General features: G+C 67.2%; 3 protein-coding genes. All 3 read right to left on the bottom strand.

Features of this window, described 5'->3' with window-relative positions; translation table 11 throughout:
• Positions 1-459 precede the first annotated feature (459 nt).
• Genes AC3XYG_RS25285 through AC3XYG_RS25275 form a run of 3 tightly spaced genes read right to left on the bottom strand, consistent with a single transcriptional unit; the run spans position 460 to position 4,150 of the window.
• Positions 460-1,257 (bottom strand): FAD binding domain-containing protein, encoded by a 798-nt coding sequence (locus AC3XYG_RS25285; protein ID WP_489142634.1) that lies wholly within the window; start codon positions 1,255-1,257, stop codon positions 460-462.
• A 12-nt stretch (positions 1,258-1,269) separates the two neighbouring features.
• Entirely contained in the window at positions 1,270-3,636 is a 2,367-nt protein-coding gene (locus tag AC3XYG_RS25280; protein ID WP_489142633.1) for a xanthine dehydrogenase family protein molybdopterin-binding subunit, read from the bottom strand.
• Between the two features lie 16 nt (positions 3,637-3,652).
• Positions 3,653-4,150: a (2Fe-2S)-binding protein gene (locus AC3XYG_RS25275; RefSeq protein ID WP_489142632.1), complete on the bottom strand. Its 498-nt coding sequence runs from the start codon at positions 4,148-4,150 to the stop codon at positions 3,653-3,655.
• Positions 4,151-4,363 lie beyond the last annotated feature (213 nt).

Below are 4,363 nucleotides of genomic sequence, written 5' to 3'. Positions count from 1 at the left end.
GCCAGCCGATCGCAAAGCGCTACGTTGCCTCGCCCCGCGGCGCGGGGAGAGGCCGGAAATCCAGGAGGGATGCAATCCTCTCCCTTGGGATTTCCGGGTGAGGGGCCGGCACCGGCGGATGGAAAGAGCTCTCACCCCAGGGGCGCAAGCTCCCCGGAGCCGCTTCGCGTCTGCGACCCCGGGTCGAGCCCGGGGCAGGCTCTCTCCCGCAAGCGAGACCTTTTCAGAACAACCTTCCATCCACCGGCCGTCATTCCCGCGAAAGCGGGAATCTCTTGCAGAACAAGACGCACCGAGATCCCCGCTTTCGCGGGGATGACGAATAAGGGAATTGTGAAAGGGTCTCGCGACCCTCGGATCAAGTCCGAAGGGGAGAGGCAACCCGAAACGGGGCCTCTCCCTTCGGGCCCATTGGCCCCGCCGGACGACAGCAGCTGACGTCTCAGCCGGAGCTGACGCTCAGCCGGCGGCCTGGACCGCGCGCTTGGCCATCACCTTGACCAGATGCGCCCGGTATTCGGCCGAGGCGTGGATGTCGCCGTTCATGTCGCCTGGCGACACCGACAGCCCGTCCAGCGCCGCCGGGGTGAAGTTGCCGGCCAGCGCCTGTTCGGCCTCGGCCCAGCGGAACACCCCGTCCGAACCCGCGCCGGTCACCGCGACGCGGATGTCGCCGCCGACGATGGCGACGAACACCCCGACCATGGCGTAGCGGCTGGCCGGGTTGTCGAACTTGATGTAGGCCGCCTTTTCCGGCTTCGGGAAGTGGATCGCGGTGATCAGCTCGTCCTCGGCCAGATCGGTGGTGAACAGGCCCTGGAAGTAGCCATCCGCCGCGATCTCGCGCTTGGTGGTGCGGATGGTGGCGCCCAGCGCCAGCACCGCCGACGGGTAGTCGGCGCTGGGGTCGTTGTTGGCGACCGACCCGCCGATGGTGCCGCGGTTGCGCACCTGGGCATCGCCGATATCGCCGGCCAGGGCGGCGAGGGCCGGGATCACCCGCTGCACCACGTCCGAGTTCGCCACCGTGGCATGGGTGGTCATGGCGGCGATGGTCACGCCGCCATTCTCCTCCGTGATCCCCTTCAGCTCGGCCGCGCCGCTGAGGTCGACTACGTCGGAGGGCGAGGCCAGGCGCTGCTTCAGGGTCGGGATCAGGGTCATGCCGCCGGCCAGGAACTTGCCGTCGGCCCCGGCGCCCAGCTTGGCCACAGCATCGGCTGCGGAGGACGCCTTGTGATAGTTGAACGCATACATGGCTTTCTCTCCTTACTCGGCCGCCAGGGCGGGGGCGCTGTGGATCGCCCGCCACACCCGTTCCGGCGTCGCCGGCATGTTCATGTCGCGGCCGATCGCGTCGGTGATCGCGTTCATCAGCGCCGGCGGCGCACCGATGGCGCCGGCCTCGCCGCAGCCCTTCACCCCGAGTGGGTTGGAGGGGTTGATGGTCTCGATCATGCTGACATTGAAGCTCGGCAGATCGTCGGCCCGCGGCATGCAGTAATCCATGAAGGACCCGGTCAAGAGTTGCCCGGTCTCCAGATCGTAGGCGCAGTTCTCCATCATCGCCTGGCCGAGGCCCTGGGCGAGGCCGCCATGGACCTGGCCTTCGACGATCATCGGGTTGATCACCCGCCCGAAATCATCCACCGCCGAGTAGTTGGCGATGGTGACGATGCCGGTGTCGGGGTCGATCTCGACCTCGCAGATCTGGGTGCCGGCCGGGAAGGTGAAGTTGATCGGGTCGTAGAAGGCGCTTTCCTCCAGCCCCGGCTCCACCCCCGCGGGGTAGTTGTGCGGGACATAGGCGGCAAAGGCGACCTCCTGGATCGTCTTGGCCCGGTCGGTGCCGGCGACGGTGAACTTGCCGTCCTTGAACTCGATATCGGCCTCGGCCGCCTCGAGCTGGTGGGCCGCGATTTTCTTGCCCTTGGCGATGATCTTCTCCGCCGCCTTGACGATGGCGGAGCCGCCGACGGCGAGCGAGCGCGAGCCATACGTGCCCATGCCGAACGGCGTCTTGTCGGTGTCGCCGTGGACGACCTCGACCTGGTCGGCCGGCACGCCGAGATAGCTCGACATCAGCTGGGCGAAGGTCGTCTCGTGACCCTGGCCATGGCTGTGGCTGCCGGTGTGGACCGTGACGTTGCCGGTCGGGTTGAAGCGGATCTTGGCCGATTCCCACAGGCCGACACCGGCGCCGAGCGACCCGACCGCGGCCGAGGGCGCGATGCCGCAGGCCTCGATGTAGCTGGAGAAGCCGATGCCGCGCAGCTTGCCGCGGCCGGTGCTCTCGGCCCTGCGCGCCGGGAAGCCGTTGTAATCGGCCAGCTTCAGGGCGGCTTCCATCGCCTTGGGATAGTCGCCGCAATCATAGGTCATGATCACGGGCGTCTGGTACGGGTACTGGGTCGGCTGGACGAAGTTGCGGCGCCGGATCTCCGCCGGGTCCAGCTTCATCTCGCGCGCCGCCAGCTCGACGATGTGCTCGATGACGTAGGTCGCCTCCGGCCGCCCGGCGCCGCGATAGGCGTCGACCGGTGCGGTGTTGGTGTAGACGCCGTCGACCTCGGCATAGATCGCCGGGATCGCATACTGGCCCGACAGCAGCGGCGCGTAGAGATAGGTCGGCACGCAGCTGGCGAAGGTGGAGAGATAGGCGCCGAGATTGGCCGTGGTGTGGACGCGCAGGGCCAGGAACTTGCCGTCCTGGTCCATCGCCAGCTCGGCATGGGTGACGTGGTCGCGGCCATGCGCGTCGGCCAGGAAGCTTTCGCTGCGCTCACCGGTCCATTTCACCGGCCGGCGGACCTTCTTGGCCGCCCAGACGCAGACCGTCTCCTCGGCATAGATGAAGATCTTCGAGCCGAAGCCGCCGCCGACATCGGGCGCGATCACCCGCAGCTTGTGCTCCGGCGCGATGCCGATGAAGGCGGACAGCACCAGCCGCGCCACATGCGGGTTCTGGCTGGTGGTGTAGAGGGTGAAGCTGTCCGACCCCATGTCGTATTCGCCGATCGCCGCGCGCGGTTCCATCGCGTTCGGGATCAGCCGGTTGTTCTCGAGGTCCAGTTTGGTGACATGGGCGGCGTGGGCGAAGGCGGCTTCGACATCGGCCTTGTTGCCCAGCTCCCACTCATAGACCGTGTTGGCGGGGATATCGTCATGCACCAGGGCGGCGCCGGCCTTGCGGGCCGAATTGGTGGCGACGACGGCCGGCAACTCCTCGTAGTCGACCTCGATCTTCTCGGCTGCGTCCTTGGCCTGGTCGCGGGTCTCGGCGATCACGACGGCGACATGGTCGCCGACATAGCGCACCTTGCCCTGGGCCAGCGCCGGGTGCGGCCCGGCCTTCATCGGCTCGCCGTTCTTCGACTTGACCATCCAGCCGCAGATCAGGCCGCCGATCTTGTCCTTGGCCAGATCGTCGCCGGTGAACACCGCGACCACGCCGGGTGCGGCCTCGGCCGCGCTGGTGTCGATGCTGCGGATCCGGGCATGCGCCACCGGCGACCGCAGGAAATAGGCGAAGGCCTGGCCGGGGCGGTTGATGTCGTCGGTGTAATGACCGTTGCCGGTCAGGAAGCGGAAATCCTCCTTGCGGCGCAGCGGGGCGCCGATGCCGTCATGTGCCATGATGTGCGTCCCCCCGTCATTCTGCGGCGATGGAGGACTGGCTGCTGCCGGACCTGGCGGCGCAGTCGAGGACGGCCTTGACGATGTTGTGATAGCCGGTGCATCGGCAGATGTTGCCTTCCAGCCACTCACGCACTTCGTGCTCGGTCGGGCTGGCGTTGGTCTGCAGCAGGTCGACCGCGCTCATCACCATGCCGGGCGTGCAGAAGCCGCATTGCAGGGCATGATTCTCGCGAAAGGCCTCCTGCATCGGGTGCAGGGTGCCGTCATCGGCGGCCAGGCCCTCGATCGTGGTGACCGAACTGCCCTCGGCCTGGACGGCCAGCATGGTGCAGGATTTGACCGACTTGCCGTCGACATGGACGACGCAGGCGCCGCACTGGCTGGTGTCGCAGCCGACATGCGTTCCGGTCAGCAGCAATTGTTCGCGCAGAAGCTGGACGAGCAGTGTGCGCGGTTCGACCTGCCGCGTCACCGACCTCCCGTTCACCGTCAGGGTCACGGTGGTGGTCATCAATTCCTCCCAAGCTGGCTCTCCGGCCGACCGGCACCGGCGGCGGCTTTTTTGTGCCGCTCGCCAGCGAATGGTCAGGCCACCCAGAGGGAAGGCTAGGTTTCGTCCGACCTTCGGTCAAGCGGGCCGAAGGTCGGCATGACGGCTGTCACAAATAAAGATACAGCAGGACCAGGACGATCACGACTAGGCCGGAGATCCAGATCGCCGGGC

This window comes from Inquilinus sp., assembly GCF_057815775.1.
The sequence above is the reverse complement of the archived record's forward strand: the minus strand, read 5'-3'. Positions and strand labels throughout refer to the sequence as shown.

Bases quoted from the DNA above. Each gene is read 5' to 3' on its own strand.
- AC3XYG_RS25285 (WP_489142634.1), bottom strand. From the start codon at position 1,257: ATGTATGCGTTCAACTATCACAAGGCGTCCTCCGCAGCCGATGCTGTG.
- AC3XYG_RS25280 (WP_489142633.1), bottom strand. From the start codon at position 3,636: ATGGCACATGACGGCATCGGCGCCCCGCTGCGCCGCAAGGAGGATTTC.
- AC3XYG_RS25275 (WP_489142632.1), bottom strand. From the start codon at position 4,150: ATGACCACCACCGTGACCCTGACGGTGAACGGGAGGTCGGTGACGCGG.